Raw genomic sequence first — 17,612 nt, 5'->3', positions numbered from 1 at the left:
TAGGCGTCCCGTTTCCTAAAACACCCGTTGACGCACCAGCGCGGCGCTGAGCCGATGCATCGATGTGCCGACGGTGATCTCTCACCGGCCTTAGGGGCCGACCCGCCCGAATTTCCCGGGATTGGGTTCCGTGGGCCCTAGGTTGGATACATGCAAGAACCGTCTGTGGTCGGTGGCCCGTGACCAGCGCGAAAGCCCTCTCTTCCAGTCTTTGGCCGCATCAAGCGGCGGCCCTCGAGGTGATCGACGAATATCTCAACCAGGAGCAAGTAGGAGGCAAATCTGCATTGATCACTATGCCGACTGGTACTGGGAAGACGGCGGTTGTCGCTGCGGCGATCGAAAATGCAACTACAGGTACAAGTCGTTCAGGTAAGCACTTCCTCGTGATTGCACCGTGGCGAGGAATCGTGGGACAGCTGAAACGAGATCTTGAGTACCGGGTTTGGGAACGGCTCAACGCACGTCGTTCTGGTAATTTCCCGGTCATCTCGGAGTTGCCTACAACGAAGCAAATCAGCAACTTGGCAGACGTCGAGGAGCCAACCGTCTTTGTAGCCACAACCGCGAAGCTACTGAAGATCTACGAAGAATGCGACCGGGACGAAGTCCGAATGGCGGAGTTGTTCGCAGAGATTAGGGCAGTCTTCGTAGATGAGGGCCATTACGAGCCAGCGCCGCGATGGTCAACGGCTATCAGGTCTCTCGGGTGTCCAACGATTCTCATGACAGCCACACCCTACCGAAACGACCAGAAATTCTTCAAAGTCGATCCCTCGCACCGGTTCCGTTATTCGCATCTAAAGGCGGCCAAAGAGGGCTTCCTGAGATCTCCCCACTTTCAAACCGTCCCCACATCCACCTCGGACATTTTCGTAAGCGAACTAGTCGAGTTCGTTAACGAGAAGAAAGCAACTCATCCGGACACGAAGGTGATCATCCGCTGCGGCAGCGCCGAGAGCATCCGCGACATCGTTACTATCCTGCGGACGGCGGGAGGCCAGGCCATCGGCATTCATGAAAGTTTCGAAACGGACGAAAACATCGGGCTCCTACGATCCGTTCCCAACCCGGACAAATCGGATGCCGACTATTGGGTTCACCAATTCAAACTCGTCGAAGGCGTAGACGACCCTAGATTCCGCATCCTCGCCTTCTACGATCGCCTTGGTACCGACCGGGGTACGATCCAACAGATCGGTCGAGTACTCAGGAATCCTACAAAGGACAGTCAGGACAGCACAGCCTGGGTATTCGCACGAGACGGATTTGACGTCGAGGCCGTGTGGCGGAACTACGAGACCTTTGACGAGAAGGCTGGCGAAGCAGCCGCCACCACCCCTAGCCTCGCAAAAGGCATACTTTTCGCTCAGCCGTCAAGTGTCTACTACGACGGAAAGTTCCGATCAATGCTTGACCTTGACTCGGAAGACGCGTGGAAGCAGTTCTCCTACCCACTAGCTACCAGGGTTTTCCGCTTTGCTTCCTTGACAGACCTCCACGAGATCGCCAATGAGGTTTCGGAGGAATGGCAGGCAGAGGATCGCGAGGTGCTGAAGTGGCAATTCCCAGACGACCGGACGATCGTGCTGCCATTCATCGACATAAGCAACTCCAAGTTCCTTCGCACAGCGACGTTCATAGAGGCGCGGTTCGGCTTCACGATCTTTCGCATTCGGAACGAGCATCTCTTCGTGTTCGATTCCGAGGGTCGCACCCCGAAGCTGATGACGGATGCCTTCAGTCGCGAGACGCCGACGCGGATGTCGCGCCTACTTGCCGGTGAATCCCTCCTCACAACCGTCTCTCTGGATAACACCGATCTGAGTAGACGATCGATTCGGGCTCGGACAATACGCGCGGCCGCCATCGGGGACCTCGCGCCGGACCTTGCCGACTACGCGTATGTCTGCTCCGTGGCCGAGGGCTATCCGCAAGTCAAGAGTGAGGATGAGAAATTCCGCCGTTACCTTGGCATCAGCCGATCCCGTGTTCGGGACAGCCGCAGCGCGGAGCGAACCTTTGCTGAGTACGCCGCCTGGCTCGACGAACTGTCGCTAATACTCGAGGATGAGGGTCGCCAGCCCGCTCCCACGTTCCATCGCTACGCCCATTCGTCGGATGACCCGTCCGACAAGTCGCCCGTCCATGTCCTTCTTGACGTCGACGTCGAGCGCTTCGAACGCCACTTAGAGGATGGCTCATGGGAGCAGCTGCGGCTCGACGACTACGCTAACGACGTCACCAACGGTCGGACAACCATTAAGGTCAACGGCACCGCGCTTGCCGCAAGCATCGTCTGGGACGCAGACCGCGGTCGATATGTGTTCGGCTGTCCCGAGCTCGCTCAGATGGGCTTCCGAGACCGTTCTGCCCCCCATCGGGAACTGACCGGGGTCATCAACGCCGAACAACTGCTGCGCGTCGTTCCGGCCGACCTAGGATTCATGTATACAAACGGGAACTTCGTCCGACCCGTACGTCCTGACCAAGACACGAAGCAGTTCTGGCTCCTGGACGTGCTCACTGCCGTTCATCCGCTTGGATCTGCAACCAGCGAGAAGGGGGAACACCGGAATGATGGAAACTGGGACCCCGGCTCTGTGTTCGGACTAATCGATCAACTTTCGTTGAAAACGCTTAGCGGAGAAAGCGCAGAAATGACAAAGCACTTTCCCGACTTGGACATGCTGCTGTGTACCGATCTAGGGCCAGAGATAGCGGACTTCATCGCCGTCCAACCAGATCGGATTGCTTTCTTGCATGCGAAGGCCGGCGACGGTTCCAAGCTCTCGGCGTCTGCCCTGCATGAGGTGGTGTCCCAGGCGGTAAAGAATCTCCTTTGGTTGCAGCCGATCAACGTTGACGTCCCAAAAGTTGGTTACTGGGGCGAGGATTGGTCTTTGAAGAAGAAAAACGGCAATCAACACGTGGTTGAGAGACTCCGGGCTGGCAGCTTCGTTCAGGGGCACGGGATGTGGTCGCACGCACGGTCAGTCATCACAAACCCCAACGCAGACCGGGAAGTCTGGCTGGTGCTCGGAGCGGTGCTGAGCGAGTCAGCACTGCGCGCCGCCGTCGAAAATCCAACACCCCAGCTCATACAGATCTACGCCCTACTACAGACAGCTTGGAGTGCAGTCTCCCAAGTAGGCGGCCGCCTACGTGTCTTTTGCTCGCCTTGACGAAACGGGCTATTCCAGCAACTCGGTGTCCGTTGCCCTATCGAAGTGATAGTTGTTCTGACACCTAACCGGCTTGGACAGAAGCTGCCCGCAAGCGCTGGAATGAGCCGTCAAACCGATTGGCGGTCCTGTGCGCAGGAGATGAAGCCTTCTTTCGCTCCGGTAGGCCCTCCGTGAAGAAGGCGCAAGGTAGGATCTGGCCCATGTCTGAATCGCTACAGGAGGGCGGAGGGCGGCCGGTCATCAAGCCGTCATCCGCTGCGGCCGCTATGAGTCCATACGCCACCGGTGGGGGTGGAGTGACCTTTGAACGCAAGGTTGCGGTCGGCTACCTTGCCCGCATGCTATCTGGCTCGGGATCAACCGAACTGGGCGAAAGCCGATCCGTCGTGAGTGTCGCATTTCAGCAGGCGTCCGAACACTCAGCTGATGATTTGGTAGTACGCGCCCAGCGAGCCAATGAAGACAAGCCATCGTTAGTGCTTGCACTTGCCGCGCGTCGCGCTCCGGACATCATCAGGAGCGATCCGAAGGCGAGGAAGCTCATCGGCTCGCTCCTAGAGGAACTCAGGCATGATCTTGGTGCCGATGTTGATCACCGGGCTGGGCTCGTAGTTGCGGGTCATCAAGATCACGCGTCTCAGCTGGCGAAATTGGCTGATCTCGCTCGCGGCCAATCCGACCCAGCTGCTTTCGTTGCACTGATACAGGAGCCGAGACGTTTTGAACAGGCGCTTCGCGATCGGTTCAGTCACCTTATTGACTTGGTGAAGTCAGCACTCAAAGATACCGACGATGTCACTCCTGACGAAGCTACCGTGGCGCAGCAAACCTGGCATCTGCTGTCTCGTCTTCAGGTTCTCATGCCTCGATTCGAGTCACCTGATGAGTCGGACTGGGCCGACGTCGTCAATGACCTAGCTAACGCTTCCACGACGGGTGACCTAGCCGGTGCAGTGGCAGTACGCGATCGGCTCGGCGTACTCGCTGCTGAGTATGCACCGAATGCAGCCGTCATTGATCTGGACCTACTCCGACGAGACACCTACGATGTCGTCGCTTCGACAACCCGTCGCCATGATGCCGCTTGGCGAATGCTCGACAGCCTCCACGAGCAAGCCGTCGCTGCGGTTCGGAGTCGGGTGACGTCATCCCAGGCAAGTAACGAAGTGCATATCGATCGCAGCACGACGATCACCGAACTTCACACCCTGGCCAAGGCAAACCCCGCGGTGATTGTCCATGGCGAGTCTGGAGTCGGGAAGAGCGCGCTCATAGTTGAGTTTGCATCCGCTGCCAACCGCGACGGCGACGGATCCCAGGCCCTCGTGATTAACTTGCGGCACCTCCCAGCGACGCCGATTGAGTTGGAGCATGCCCTCGGCATTCCCTTGGCAACCGCCCTAGCTGAGATGAGCGCTCCCGAGCGGCTGCTAATCATTGACGGGGCAGATGCCGTGGCTGAGGGCAAGTCCGAGCTGCTGCGATATATGGTGAACGCTGCATTTCACAGCGACGTCCGACTTTTGGCTCTGACGACGGACGATATTAGGAAGCTACTCCACGATGCCGTCGCCTCGCGCTTCGGCGGCGGGGTCGTCAACTACGAGATCCCGATACTTACCGATGTGCAGCTCGATGGGCTTGTCGCAGCTTTCCCTGAGCTCTCCGCACTCGCAGCGGATCTCCACGCGCGAGAACTGCTCCGTCGACTGGTCGTCGTCGATCTTCTCCTCCGCGGCGGCGTGTCGGGGCTCCCGGTTACTGACGGCGACGCTATGGAACAGGTTTGGGCCGGACTCGTCCGATGCCATGAACAGGCCGACCGTGGGACGCCCGATGCACGAGAAGCAGTAATGCTGCGCCTGGCAGATCTGGCACTCACCCGCGCAGATCCGCTGACCGTCGTGGGTACGCTTGACGGGGCGGCGCTTGCGGGCCTTCGGCGAGACGGCCTGCTGCAGACGTCGACCAATCGGCGGTTTAGGATCGGTCCTGAATTCGCACATGACGAAGTGCGCCGTTACGCCGTCGCTCGCCTGCTTCTCGCGGATGAAGATCCCACTATCAGATTGCTTTCGGCAGGGATGCCACGTTGGTCGCTCGGTGCGGCACGGCTCGCCTCTCAGTTGTACCTGGGAGAACCGGACACGGCCGACAATCCAGTTCGTGGTCGATTCGCTGGCCTTCAGCGAGCGTTTGACGCAGTGGTTGGAGCAGGCCATGGGGACCGTTGGCGCGACGTGCCTGGCGAAGCACTTCTCTCGCTGCCGCAGCCTGGCCCTATTCTGGACGACGCGTGGGGCGAGTTGTGCGCCAATAACAAGACTGGGCTACATCGGCTGTGCCGTTTGGTTGATCAGCGACTTCGCGACTCGGCACATCTCGTCCGTATCTCAGCGGTAGAGCCGTTGATTGAACAGCTGTTAAGCGGCTCCACATCGTGGTTCGGTGATAAGACGCTCCAGCAATTAGTGCGCGACTGGCTTCGCTCGCTAATTGTCGCGAACGCGCCAGCTGAGAACGCATTGCGCGCCGAACTTCGGTCGCAATTGGTGGCCCGCTGCGCTGACGTGTACCAGCGACAGCAGGAAGAACGGGCGGCAGCTGAAGCTGCTCGCGCGGCCCGCACTCCTGAGGAGGTCAAACGAGATCGCGAACGTGCCGCACGAAGCAACTTGTTCGGTGAGATCGGGTATCCGCGCAGCCGACGCCACCGGAGAGGGGAGCTTCCCCGTGAGATCACCGACGAAGTGATGGTCGAGTTCTTGGCGCTCCTCGGTCCCGATATGGGGGATGAGGGCGAGGCCATCCTTCGGCGTGTCGCGAGCGATGCGCCGGCGTATCTTGGCCCTGCTGTCGAAGCGCTCTTCGCTGGACGTGCGCTAGCGACTCGCCCTCGAGGCTTCTTGGCGGCCATGACAGAGGCGTACTACTTGGACGACGAGGAAGATGGATCGGGACTTCATGAAGACGGCATTCGCGATCACGATTTTCACGGGATCCGTCTGCCGCTTGCGGCGTGGTACCGCGGACCTTTCAGTTCGTTGTTTCAATCAGACTTTCGTGGCGGCGTCCGGGTTCTCAATAGACTGCTAAACCACGCCGCGCTCGCTCGTGTGCGTACCCTGGCGAGCATCGGTCGTCTCGCTGGTGACATTTCAGAGGAAGACCTCGATCCGTATCACACGGACTTGCAGGTCACTGGCACTGCCCATACTTACGTTGGCGACCCCCACGTCTGGACCTGGTATCGAGGGACTGGAGTTGGACCGTATCCGTGTATGAGCGCCCTTCAAGCCCTGGAGCGGTTTTGTGATCAACTGATCGAGATTGACATTCCGTTAAGTACGATCTTGGGTATTCTGCTTGACGGATGCGAAAGTCTCGCGATGCTTGGCCTCGTTGTCGGGCTTCTCGTCCGCCACCTCGAGAAGAACGACAGGATGCTTGACCCTTACCTTTCGGAGCCGCTGGTCTGGCACCTCGAGTTCGCCAGAGCTGCTAGCGAAACGCGCGGACTTGCAGCATCGCCTGAGGGGCTTGTAGGTGCGGACCGGCGGTCGTGGTCCCTCCGTGAAGCTTCCGCGATGCTTGTGCTGCTTGCCGACGAAGATCGTGCGGAGGAGTTACGTCACCTCGGCCGGGAGCTCATAGAGAGGGCGCGGCAGGAGATAGAGTCCGCCCTTGGCGACGATGACGACGCCATCGAACAAGAACTTCTCACAGTCCGTGGCTGGGCCAGCGGCATGGACCGGGACACTTATAGCGCCCAACCGACCGATGACGGCCAAGTTTTCGTTCAGAGTACGCCACCCGAGGCCCTACTAGATGCGCTCGAGGGCACAGGCGCCGACATTCAGCGCGCACAAGAAGCCTCCCGACTTATCGTGCAGTATTACATCAATGCAAAGAAAGGCACTGCCGAACCGTGGACTTCTAAGACGCTCATTCAAGATTTGAACATCGCAAAGCAACTCATCGATGAACCTCCTGCCTTCAGTGCCGATGGAGTCTGGGACGCCCCTGCGTTGGTCGTTGCGGCCGCACTCGAAGCACACCTGATTGAAGGCGTTGAATTGCCCACCGAGTCGCTTCAATTCGCCGCCGAAACTCTCGTTATGATCGCGGAGCAAGCCGGACAGGGACGCCAATTTGACTCCGAGGAGTCATACTTCGAGCAAGGCGCGGATCGGGTTGCGGCACAATTTCTGCCACTTCTTCTGTTGCCGGCAGCGGCCCATGTGCGCGCTCTCATTGACGAGGCTGACGATGCTGAAGGTTACACACGCGTCGTAGAGGCGACATCCCGACTTGCCTCAGCACTGCCCAATGAGGTCCGGGTCCGCCTGGCCCACGGCCTCGACCTCTTATGGCAAGAGCCATGTTCGAATCAAGGGCAATGCCGTCACGAGGCAGCGCTAGGCCTAGTCATCGCGGCCATGCGTGACTGCGTATTCGGAGACTGGGATCCTGAGGCCGGTCGTCGAGCCTCGATCGTGCTTGAAGACCCCATCGCCGAGTCGCTGGGTGCCGCCTCCGACGACGCTATCTACACCACCAGGCTCGACGCACCACTTCGTGCGCTAGCGCCGGCCTCGGTTGCCGGAATTTGTGTGTCCGGTCATGCCTGGGAATTGTTCCACGTTGTCCTCGCGGCCCAACGTCGGGCACTTCTCGCCAATGAGCGGGACATGGACCATCGCGGAACCCATGCGCTCGTCGCGGCACGTGCGCTGCTCACCATTATTGAGAACAGGGACGAGACACCGCTCTTCGATCACCTCGACGCCTTCGCCGATAGGCCTGACCTGCTCGGTGCCTTCGTTCGCGCTGTTTCGGCCGTCGCCGAGGAGACCTCCAGCCGAGCCGCCACGACAGAGCGGCTCTGGCCGGAAATCATCAGACGCGTCCTCGGATACCAAGACGAGCACAAGCCGTTCGACGGCAGGCACTACGGCAACCACGCCCGTGCGTCGCTCATCCCGAATGCTGCTGGCGAGACTGCGTACCTCTACCGTGAACTTGACGGGGAGCCGATCGTTTGGTGGAACCCAGACAAACTTCGAGACTCTGTCGAAGAATGGTTGCCGGGTGCTCGAGGAGATTCAACATGCGCTGATCAGCTCATCAGCTTTATTCGCCCACTTTCCACTAACGACCAGGCGCGCATTGCCCTGCCGTGGATTGCTGATCTTGTGCTCGCTGCCCCAGAACAAATAGCCCGTGGCAGCTTTCTGCTTTCGACCTGGCTGATCGATGTCAGATCAGGCTTCACCGATAGCGCCTCGCTCGCCACGTGGCAACGGGTGGTCGATTCACTCGTAGTGGCGGGAGACTCCAAGCTTGCCCCCTACTCACAGTAGCCAAGGAATCGCTGATTGTAGAAGCGTCGCCCTTTCGACCAGTGACCTATGCCGAAGAAAAGAACTGCGCGGCAGAATTACAAGGACTTTTTGACGGGATGACCGGTGTCGCCAAAAACACCAATCATATCAGGCCACCTTGCTGGAATTAAAACTTAACCAACAGGGGCGAGAGTGCTTCGGGGCAAATCTGCGCCACCCATCTTGAACCGCTCGGCGGAATAGCTGGGAACCGAAAATACCCCGGTTAAAGAAAAACTTAATGATAACGATTCTCATTTCGATCGAACTGAGGAGATTCGAACTCCTACCCTCTCCGATGGAACTCGGAACAACGCCGATTCACGCCAAATCACGCCGGTAGAAACGGCACGATCGCGCCTTCCACAACATGTCCGAGTTATCGGGTTACATGGTTGGCATCGAAGGAGATGCCGTCGGCTCCCCGTTAGAAGGATGAGACGAAGCTGATTTCATTTCGCGACCAGCGAGAAAACACTTCCGGCAGCCGCTCCAGGCAACGTTCCGCTTCGTCGAGCTTACTTTTCACAGGCCTTCGTTTTCGGCCTGCGTTCCATTCGCGGATGTCTGACAGGGTTGACAGCCTGCCTGGATAAAAGTTAGACATAAACTCCAAGAGACGCACCGAAATCAGCCCAACCTCGCTGCATGCCAGTGCAATAAATATTATGATTTGCTGCAACTCTTCCGCAAAAGAGTTCTGAGAAGCAGATGCGGCACTGAGATCCAGTTTTGACATTTCCTCAAGGCAGCTAAAGGAAACTTGAACAAGATTCTTTGGGAGGCTCCCTCCGCCCCACAGTTCTGATCCGCATGCCTGAATAGCTTGAACTTGACCGTCAGTCAGTTTACCCAGCGAATCTCCGGCGAGCATTTTCTTCATAAGCGACCAAAGGCAGCCTGGGATCTCTAAAACATCTCCACACCACAGGTAAAGCCACGGCGACGTGAGCTGACCATTTGTAAGACCTTCCCGAATCAGCCAGTTAGTAATAATGTCGCTGTCGAAGTCCTCGAAATCCTCACGGAAGGCCGAAGCTAAAGTTTGAACGAAGGGGGCCCAGCTCCGTGTTAGATCGTTATCGTGTCCAACCAGTTGCAGGGTTGACCAGGCCTCGAGAAAGAGGAACCGGGCAGGAGGGGTGCCTTCCATTAAGTGGAAGCCTTGGAAGCGTTCCCTGGCTATAGCATGCATGGACATCAGAGCTTCAAAATAGCGCATATTATCTAAATTCTCATCCGAACCCCACTCGTCGATTGCCTGCTGGAGTCCCATATCCATCGCCTCTGCACTCAAAAGTGCGCCGTCGAGCAATCGCATTAACAGAAGCGTCGGGGATCCCATTCTGCAGAGTTTCTTGTATACCGAGCTCCCTCGGCCATCGGAACGGTCGTCATATGCTTGGAGCGTGAGTTCTGGTATGAGGGAACTCGGATCCTTTAGATGTGCCTCCAAAATTAACTCTGCCATGAGCTGATCGGCTTCTATGCTCTTGCCGCCAAGCGTACTTCTACTGAGCGACTCGGCTGTAAAGTATTCAAAAAACGTCTTGTGGGTGAATCGGTAAATTTTATCGTTGTCCAAATCGGAGCCAAATTTACTGAGAAGCCATAGCCTTTCAGCACAGAAGCCCAAAAATTCGTGCGCCGACTTAACTGCTTGATCCTCCTGATACCCCAAGCTTCCCGACAAGAATCTCGCAATATGTCTTTCGATAACGTAGTCTTTGGCACCTTTGTGCGAGATATTCTCGGTATAGAACCAGCGTGCGACGTCGCGCATGATGCGGTCAGCGACCTTTGGCAGAGCGGATGGATGTTTTATGCGCCTGTCCGCATCCCATTTATAGAAAAGCAGGCGTGCGCAATCGGCGTAGATCCGAAGCCGATTCGTTGGAATCTCACCCAGTCCGCCGTAGACGTTACACAGTAGGGAAAGAAGCAAAGGGTTCCTACGCAGGTCACTAATCTGTTCCGATTCGCGCATAAAGCTTTCGACATGACCCTTTTTATTGGGACCAAACCAGCTCTCGCAGTATTCTTGTACTTGCGGAGTGGAAAACTCCTTAAGCGTCAAATGTCGGAATAGCTTTCGGTCCAATTCAGCCTGTTCATAACCCATTCCCCGCGTTGTAACTAGAACGGACACAGGTGGATATTGACGCGTGAATGCTTGGATGCGCTTAACCATTTCGCCGCGTTGCTTGCGGTCAGTGATCTCATCGAGTCCGTCAAACACCACCATTACCTGACCCGTGAGAAGGAGAGCCTCAACTTCTTTGGCAGAAAGGTCCGTAGATAGGCTTGCAGACATGGTTTCTGCACCGTAAACCGTGAAGGATTTAGTCCATCCGCTTGTCAGATATTCTCTGCAAACGATGAGCACGGATGGAAGGGGCGGATTGCGGAACTCCGGCTGCGCCATGTGGGCCACGAGATGGCTAACGAATGTGCTCTTACCCGAACCCGGTGGGCCCTGGAGTACGATGCGGAATGGGGACAGTGATGAGATGAGTAGCTCCGAGTCGAACGCTTCACTATTCAGCGCGTCGGAAAATTCTCGGTCAATATAGAGCTTGCGGACGTCGACCCTGACAAAGGTGTCAAGGTGGCTTACGATCGGGGCCAGGTCCGCTGCCGCGATGAGCTGGGCCAAAAAGTGTGACCTCGTCGTCACCGCCATGAGGCTGGACAAGTCCGTGGCCATGCCGGCCAACCGCCGAATATACGACAATCCTAGAGTGTTTTCTTCCGGGTCGGCGGATAGAGGCGTGACTAAGAAGCCCGTGTAGGATTCGAGTTCCTCTTGTAGGACTTCCAGAAGCTTCGAGTCTGGGAGGGTGCCGCCGTAGAAAGCAACTAACCTGTCCCAAAGGTGTGGCCAAGAGGATTTCCATTTCAGCGTCGAATCTATGTGCCAGCGGGTAACCTCCGCGCCGAAGAGAGACCGCAATGTACCGGTGATCTCTTCTGTTCCATCCGAGGGCGGGGAGAGCAGCGTCAGCGCCAGGAAGACCAGAATCGGACGGACACGACTTGCGCGCAGGAATTCTTCAATGTCATCCACCTGCTCTGCTGTCAGTGCTTTATCGGAGATATTCGCAAGGCTTAGGTCGATCCACTGCGGGTCGAAAGCGCCGGCCAGACGAAGCCGACGGACTGCGCTTCTGAATGTATCTGCGGCTGCCTTTGCCGTTTTGGCTGTCGCCTTTATGGTTTTTACGGCGTTGTACGCCGTTGCAGGATCCATGTGAGTACTGTACGGAGGACTGACATATATCGCTAGCGGCGGGCTCCTAGCTGTATGTGCAATCGTTGCTCCGTCGCATGTCCAGAAGGACAACGGGTCTTTGTCCAATGAATAGCACACCCTTCTTCGCAACGCTCCGGCCCCGAAGGTCAGGAGTGCGCCAAGAGCGAGTAGCGCCATTCATGCTTGCTGCCGTTCAGCACGACGTCGACAGCCGCACGAACCGCGGGACGAGATCACAAACGTAACGCCTGGTGCGACAATCCAGCCACGAGTGTCTGCAGCTTCGGGTTGCCTCCCGCTGTAGGCCTTGAGGTTCAGCGTCATGCGGTAGCCCGCGACGCCACTCCACCTGTACAAAGAAAAGCCACGCTCAACCTGCAAGATACGGAGCTTCCACTCCACCGCGACGATGACGTCAACCGACCTGGCGGTCATGCTTCAGCCCCTGCGCTGACCTCAATTTCGGCCTCAGACGTTCCATTCTGTTTCGTTGCATCGACCGCGCCTGGCGGCACCAAAGTGATCACTAACAGTGACGATCAGGCCATCGGCGCGGCGTCCGATAACGGTCGTTTGCGGACGCTTCGAGGAAAACGCCCAAGGGATGGGCCTCCAGTGCCACAAAACCCGTAACATAAACAATGTCAATTTAGTTGACGGAGATAACGAGTAGTGTGACACTTGCCGCATGGCACTCATCGGATACGCAAGGGTTAGCACGTTCGAGCAGAATCTGGACCTCCAGGTCGATGCGCTGCGGGAGGCGGGTTGCATCAAGGTATATACGGACAAAGGAATCAGTGGCGCGAAGGCGGAGCGTCCCGGGTTGACCGAAATGCTCAATAATCTTCGCGATGGTGACACGGTGCTTGTCTGGAAGCTCGACAGGATCGCGCGCAACACTTTGAACCTCCTCACTCTCATTGAGGACCTAGAAAAGGGCGGGCACAAGTTCCGGTCTTTGACGGATGGCATCGCCACCGATGGCCCAATGGGCAGGGCCATGCTGACGATTGCTGCGGCCTTCGCGACCCTGGAACGTGACCAAACGATCGCCCGGACGCATGCTGGGCTCGCGGCTGCCCGGGCAAGGGGACGTGTGGGTGGACGCAAGCCCTCCTTGACCCAGGCCCAGGCGCAACAGGTTCGGGCTCTGTACGAAGCAAGCACTTCCGTCACAAGCATCGCCAAGACAATGAACGTGAGCCGTCAGACTATCTACCGGTACCTCGAACAGCCCGAGCCCAATGGAAAAAGCTTTACCGTGTGATCGCACCGCTGGAATGTGTGGCTTCTCTGTATTCGACGAGGCGGCAGGAGTTCCGGGTCACGGATGCTCTGGGCTTGACCCGGAACTCCTCCTAGTTATTGCTCCTCCAGTTCCTCATCGGGTTCGCCTGTGGGCACCTGTCCGTCATCGAGCAGTCGGGAGAGCGCGACGGGGATGCCTGTGACTTTTACGCCACTCTTCTGTGTCCGATCGTAGGTGTAGTAGGGCAGCGGGACTTTGGTCTCGGAGTTGAACGGCCGGCTGACATTCGCGGCCAGCCCTTCGTCCCAGACACCTGCGATTGCGGCCTTTTCACCCTGTCCGAAGTTGATGAGAGAAGGGTAGGCGCTCTGGGCGGTAGTGAACGCGGTGTCTCTGTGGAACACAACAACCCTCTCGTTCTTGACGGTAACAACTGTCCCGATGCACTCCCCTTTGGGACGGAGTGATCCGTCGTTGCCCCCGAGGCCCCAACCGAGGCGGTGATTCGTCCCGGACTCGCCGTCTTCTCTTCCTACGATCGGGGGACGAGAGGGGTCGTCACCGGAGATGACGTGTGCCTTGCCCGAAGAAAGCACTGCAGAGAGCGCCCTGAGGAACGAGCTGCCGGGGGCGTTCTGCTCGTTATCTGCGTGTGCTTCGGTCATGAGTTCGATGACTGCCATGGACATGGGTGCATCGACTGCAAACTGCTCCGTGAAGTCGTCGCCCATGTCTAGCTCACGGGAAAGGTTCTCCAGTACGAAGAAGGTGAGCAGAACGTCCGCTGCCAAGGTCGAGATTCGGTCCCTGGACGCGGATGCCGCCGCTTTTTCCTTCATCAAGTAAATGATCTGGTCCTTCAGCTGGGCGCGGCCAGCCTCCATCGCGGCCACGTATGCGGCCCAACCACCCGGGTGCGTGGTCGCGGCGTACCGGACGTAGTTAAGGACCTGCGCGGTGAAACGAGCAGGGATGCCGTCGATGCGCGAGATGTCTTCGAGGGCGTCGGTCTTTGAGCGGTCCGGGTGCAGCTTCCCTTGACCGAGGTACAGCGGGATGAGCCGTTCCCTGGCAGACGGCGTACTCAGCTCATTCTCACCCGTCAGGATCAGCTGTGTCATGGGCCGGTTGGACTTTCTGACCGTCATGTCCGGGTTCATCCGCAGTTTAGCGGCGTTGTTGAAGATGGCACGGGTGATGTCCGCCATCTTCGCGTCTTCCTGCTCGGCCTGTCTGCGCATTGCCGAAGGCGCCAGGTCGTCGATCACCCAAATGGGGGTGCGGGAGACGGCGTTCTCCATTGCTGCGGCAGTGTCCTTGGCCGAGCCGGGCAACTCTTCGAGCCAGTCGCCGTGGCGCCGCGCCCAAAAACGCATCATGCATTTGGCAGTGAAGGTCTTGCCTTTGTTTTTGGGTCCCCACAGGAAAATGGTTGCCTTAGGGCGGACGGGGACGACAGGGCGGAGGGCGGCGGCGAGGACGATGGTCGACGTGGAAAGGTCGGTCCATGCGTGCGAGTGGATGTAGGTGTCCATCACGGTCCGGAAGTTCTTCCGCGTCTCTTCCCGGAAGAACTCGTCGCCGTAGTCCCCGGAGAGGTCTTCACCGACGCCGTACTTCTGAATTACGTCGATCTCATTTGAGGTTATGCCCGGCAGGACGGTGCTGCCGGTTTCGGGGTCCCCGACGATTTGGTCCCCGATGACGAACACCGGATCGCCGTCCTGGACAGGAACCCAGCCCGTTTGCATCCAACGGGTTTTGCGCGCGATCTCATCGGGTTGGTTGGCTTTGATCGCGGAGAGCCATTTGCGGCCGAGGGGCCCTTCAGGCGGCCATTCCGGGTGCAGCAGCACTTCGGCGGGGATGTTCGCTTTCTTCCGGTCCCATTCATCCGGACGGGTGCCGAGGATGCCTTCCGTGCCGGTGACGGTGGCCGTGTGGTCGCGGCCGTTCAGGTGCCACGACAATTCGATTTCGACCTGGGCGTCGTCGATGTCTTCAAACTTCACGTTCGGGTTGAAGATGCCGGTCTTCAGTTCCTGGTCGGTCGGCTGGCGGCGGGCTTCCATTGCCACAACGCGGCCGCCGATGTCGACGCGCCGCTCCCACCGGTACTCGCCGACGGTGCCGCCGGCGCCGTTGTTGACCGCGACGCATTCCTCGACGAACTGGCCGTTGCCGCCGACACGCCAGTTCCCGGACTTGTCTTCGGCGTTCTTGGCCGGGGCATCGGGCATGATGTCATCGAGCTGGTTGATCAGCGCGGCCCAGTTGCCGTGCTTGGCCAGGAAGTCGTCCACGCCGGCCTTCGCCATTGCGCCGTTGTCTTCGGCGGTGACCTCGGGGTTCAGGTACAGGACCTCGGTCATCTTGGACTTGTCCAGCAGCTGCGTGGAGAGCTTGTTCGCGGCGGCGTGCACGGCCGGGTTGATGGCGATGTCAGCATCGAATGCGATCCACCCGACGCGACCTTTCAGGGCGATTTCGCGCCAGTCCGCCGCGTTTCCGGAGGCATTGTGGACACCGCCGATGGACACGATGAGGACCCGGTCCTTTACTGGGATGGCGTCAAAGAGGGACCGGAGGTTCGCCAGGGGATTATCGATGCCTGCGGATTGGAGCTCGGTGTACGGGATACCGTGGTGGACGAGGTACGCGGAGAGCGCCGCGTCGCCTTTGAGCATCCCCTCGGCGAACATGACGACCGGGGTGGTGTCGATCCAGTCGGTCGGGATTGCCGGGTGCACGTCCAACGGGGTGCCGATGTTGGCGACGAACTCATACTTCATCGGCTTACCGGCGTCGTCGTTTTCCGGGAATTCAGGTCGCACCTGGTAGGTGTGCGGGACCGGGTTCCGGCCTTCCCGCTCGGCCTTCATGCTTCCGGCCAGCGAGTACCACGGCATGAGCATGCCGTCCTTGCCGGGAGCAGACAGGGTCCGCTTGAAGCGCTTACCTTGTTTGGAGTTTCCTTCGACCTGCATGACGCGGGACATCTCGTTGTAGTTGGTTTTGTCGATTCGGACGTAACCGCGGGCCGCGGCGACGAGCGGGGCGACACCGGAATCGGCGAGCTTGAAGGCGCCGGAGCCGGTGATACTGGCTGCGTAGTCGGCGCCCGTCCAGGGCGGGAGCCCTGTCTCTGCGTGGGAAGTGTCTTCCGTTCTTCTCGTTCTTCTGTGATCCTCCGTGTTGGCGGTGACGGGTTCCGGCATGGCCGGTACCGTCTTCGCCGAATCGCGGGGATCCTGGGCAACATGTACTACTTCGGGGCTGTTCACAAAGACCCCTATGCGTCGACTTCTTTGACGGGCAGATCCGAAGGGACCATCGCGCTTGCGCTGCCGCAGATCACCTGCTGACTGCGATGAAACCATCTGGCCAAGGGACCTTCACAGCCAGACCGAACTCCCAGATCGGGCGGCATGCGGGCTGGCCTCGGCGGTCCGTTGAGCGCTGGACACGATATGTTTGTCCCAGGGACGCCTTATCGACCATTTGGATCGCGTTGGAACGAGGAGTCTAGCTCCGGATCCCTGTGACACTAGGGCCGAGGCGGCCATAGAGAGATAGTTAGACTTTTGGACCAAAAAGAAGAAGAGAAGTAGGACCCTTCGTTCTCTCTCGGGCACTGGTCTCCTCGGAAGAGAACATTCTCAGCCATACAGCCGTGTTCCGGACGGTCCAAAAGTTGATTTCCGCGCCAGGGGGTGCCGGATGGTCCGATAGCCCGAGGGTTCCTGCCGGTGTCAGGGTTAGACCACCCGGTCCAACGGCGTCGAAAACAAGTAAGGGCCAGTCCCATGCGCCCATTGCTGATACCTGCGAACGGAGTGGCGCGCGAATACCGTGTCATGGAACCGACAGCCCTCTCTGGCACGATCCGTCAGGTAGGCCGCCACAGTTCGCGGGTCAGCCGCAAGCGGACGAAACCCATGAACCTCTCACCACGAAGCCCAGTGCCTCCACGCAGACGCGTACGCCCGCTGCGTGTTACGGGAACGGGCCGCCTTGCCCGCGGCACCAATGTCCTCCCACTGGACAGTGGTCAGCATTCCCGCTGACGCGCGAAGATCCGTCACGCTGCACAGCCCACGAATGACCACACACCGGGCCGGGATCGACGACCCTTATCGCCGGTTTTCGCAGTCCTTATCAAAACTTTGGAACGCTGTAAACCTTTTGTGTCTACCACGGTCCTCATCTCCTCCTGCGCTGCCCCTCGGTTGTTCGGTTTTCGAGATTCTCCTTGTGGGCTGGAAGGTCGCCGCAGCTTGACCGGTCCCGGCGTGCTCACTCGGCTTGGGCGAGCGCAGCCAGCATCGCCTGCCGCGCGTAAGTCTCGGGCTCAGTCATGAGAAACGCTTGAACGGCAAAAGTCACAGGGATGTCCCTCTGGCGCGAAAGCGAAAGCTCCTCGAGCTCCACCATGTAATCCATCATGGCTGCCTTTGGGTCTTCCTCCCCGGGGCACACCTGTCAGCGCTGGTCGAAAAGTGAGCCATTTCGTGGGTTGAAAAGTGAGCCACGTT

General features: G+C 58.5%; 6 protein-coding genes. 3 read left to right on the top strand and 3 right to left on the bottom strand.

Annotated features, from left to right (window positions below; translation table 11 throughout):
* Positions 1 to 179 precede the first annotated feature (179 nt).
* Both QRN45_RS04225 and QRN45_RS04220 read left to right on the top strand, forming a co-directional pair.
* Positions 180 to 3,185, top strand: a complete 3,006-nt coding sequence (locus QRN45_RS04225; RefSeq protein WP_284762508.1) for a DEAD/DEAH box helicase — start codon at positions 180 to 182, stop codon at positions 3,183 to 3,185.
* A 203-nt stretch (positions 3,186 to 3,388) separates the two neighbouring features.
* Positions 3,389 to 8,551 (top strand): P-loop NTPase family protein, encoded by a 5,163-nt coding sequence (locus QRN45_RS04220; protein WP_284762507.1) that lies wholly within the window; start codon positions 3,389 to 3,391, stop codon positions 8,549 to 8,551.
* Positions 8,552 to 8,999: 448 nt separating this feature from the next.
* Here the strand turns inward: QRN45_RS04220 and QRN45_RS04215 are convergent, their stop codons facing one another.
* Positions 9,000 to 11,822 carry an NACHT domain-containing protein gene (locus QRN45_RS04215; RefSeq protein ID WP_284762506.1) on the bottom strand — a complete coding sequence of 941 codons (2,823 nt, stop codon included), beginning with the start codon at positions 11,820 to 11,822 and terminating at the stop codon, positions 9,000 to 9,002.
* A gap of 691 nt (positions 11,823 to 12,513) precedes the next feature.
* Between QRN45_RS04215 and QRN45_RS04210 the strand changes: the two genes are divergently transcribed.
* Complete coding sequence (locus tag QRN45_RS04210; protein ID WP_284762505.1) at positions 12,514 to 13,095, top strand: recombinase family protein; 582 nt, start codon at positions 12,514 to 12,516, stop codon at positions 13,093 to 13,095.
* A gap of 95 nt (positions 13,096 to 13,190) precedes the next feature.
* On the opposite strand, the gene QRN45_RS04205 is transcribed toward QRN45_RS04210, so the two are convergent.
* Both QRN45_RS04205 and QRN45_RS04200 read right to left on the bottom strand, forming a co-directional pair.
* A complete protein-coding gene (locus tag QRN45_RS04205; protein ID WP_284762504.1) occupies positions 13,191 to 16,361 on the bottom strand; it encodes a toprim domain-containing protein in 3,171 nt (1,056 codons plus the stop codon).
* 1,012 nt (positions 16,362 to 17,373) lie between these two features.
* A complete protein-coding gene (locus tag QRN45_RS04200) occupies positions 17,374 to 17,523 on the bottom strand; it encodes a hypothetical protein (RefSeq protein ID WP_284762503.1) in 150 nt (49 codons plus the stop codon).
* Positions 17,524 to 17,612: the final 89 nt, after the last annotated feature.

The sequence above is a fragment of the Arthrobacter sp. efr-133-R2A-63 genome, assembly GCF_030209795.1.
Taxonomy (GTDB): domain Bacteria; phylum Actinomycetota; class Actinomycetes; order Actinomycetales; family Micrococcaceae; genus Arthrobacter; species Arthrobacter bambusae_A.
Note: the sequence above shows the minus strand (reverse complement) of the source record. Positions and strands in the feature narration are given on the sequence as shown.

Bases quoted from the DNA above. Each gene is read 5' to 3' on its own strand.
- QRN45_RS04210 (WP_284762505.1), top strand. From the start codon at position 12,514: ATGGCACTCATCGGATACGCAAGGGTTAGCACGTTCGAGCAGAATCTG.
- QRN45_RS04200 (WP_284762503.1), bottom strand. From the start codon at position 17,523: ATGATGGATTACATGGTGGAGCTCGAGGAGCTTTCGCTTTCGCGCCAG.
- QRN45_RS04215 (WP_284762506.1), bottom strand. From the start codon at position 11,822: ATGGATCCTGCAACGGCGTACAACGCCGTAAAAACCATAAAGGCGACA.
- QRN45_RS04220 (WP_284762507.1), top strand. From the start codon at position 3,389: ATGTCTGAATCGCTACAGGAGGGCGGAGGGCGGCCGGTCATCAAGCCG.